Source organism: Vibrio ruber DSM 16370, from assembly GCF_900163965.1.
In the GTDB taxonomy this organism is placed as follows: Bacteria; Pseudomonadota; Gammaproteobacteria; order Enterobacterales; family Vibrionaceae; genus Vibrio; species Vibrio ruber.
The window spans coordinates 1-1,417 of record NZ_FULE01000101.1 but is presented as its reverse complement, the minus strand read 5'-3'; the positions used below and the strand labels follow the sequence as shown (position 1 = coordinate 1,417).

At 60.7% G+C, this 1,417-nt stretch carries 1 protein-coding gene; it reads left to right on the top strand.

Annotated features, from left to right (window positions below; all coding sequences use genetic code 11):
* A partial coding sequence (locus tag VR7878_RS20685; protein WP_205409501.1) for a cadherin-like domain-containing protein occupies positions 1-1,417 on the top strand: 1,417 nt, incomplete at both ends.

Genomic DNA, 1,417 nt, shown 5'->3' with positions numbered 1-1,417 from the left:
CGCAGGTGAGACGCAGGTGATTGAAGTGCCAGTGACCGTCACCGATGATCAGGGCGCGACCGCAACCACCACGTTAACCATTACCGTGACCGGTACCAATGACGCCCCGGTTGCACAGGCAGCCACCGCGTCGGTGACCGAAGATGCCACGGTGAGCGGCAATATCACCGCCACCGATGTGGATTTACCGGCAGATGCCAGTCTGACCTTCAGCACCGACTCGACCGTGGACGGGCTGACCCTCAATGCGGACGGCAGTTACAGCTTTGATGCCTCCGGCTATGACGCGCTGAGCGCAGGTGAGACGCAGGTGATTGAAGTGCCAGTGACCGTCACAGACGATCAGGGCGCGACCGCAACCACCACGTTAACCATTACCGTGACCGGCACCAATGATGCCCCGGTTGCGCAGGCAGCTACTGCGTCGGTGACCGAAGATGCGACGGTGAGCGGCAGTATCACCGCCACGGATGTGGATTTACCGGCGGATGCAACGCTGACCTTCAGTACCGACGCGACCGTGGACGGCCTGACGCTGAACGCGGATGGCTCTTACAGCTTTGATGCCTCCGGTTATGATGCGCTGAGCGCAGGTGAGACGCAGGTCATCGAGGTGCCGGTAACCGTCACCGATGATCAGGGCGCCACCGCAACCACCACGTTAACCATTACCGTGACCGGCACCAATGATGCCCCGGTTGCACAGGCAGCCACTGCGTCGGTGACCGAAGATGCCACGGTGAGCGGCAGTATCACCGCCACCGATGTGGATTTACCGGCGGATGCCAGTCTGAGCTTCAGCACTGACTCCACCGTGGACGGGCTGACGCTGAACGCGGATGGCTCTTACAGCTTTGATGCCTCCGGTTATGATGCACTGAGTGCAGGTGAGACGCAGGTCATCGAGGTGCCGGTAACCGTCACCGATGATCAGGGCGCCACCGCAACCACCACGTTAACCATTACCGTGACCGGTACCAATGATGCGCCGGTTGCGCAGGCAGCCACCGCATCCGTGACCGAAGATGCGACGGTGAGCGGCAGTATCACCGCCACCGATGTCGATTTACCGGCCGATGCGACGCTGACCTTCAGCACGGAATCCACCGTGGACGGGCTGACCCTCAATGCCGACGGCAGTTACAGTTTTGATGCCTCCGGTTATGATGCACTGAGCGCAGGCGAGACGCAGGTGATTGAAGTGCCGGTAACCGTCACGGACGATCAGGGCGCGACTACGAGTACCACGTTAACCATCACCGTGACTGGCACCAATGATGCCCCGGTTGCACAGGCAGCCACCGTATCCGTGACCGAAGATGCCACCATCACTGGTAGTGTGACCGCCACCGATGTGGATTTACCGGCGGATGCCAGTCTGACCTTCAGCACTGAATCTACCGTGGACGGGCTGACC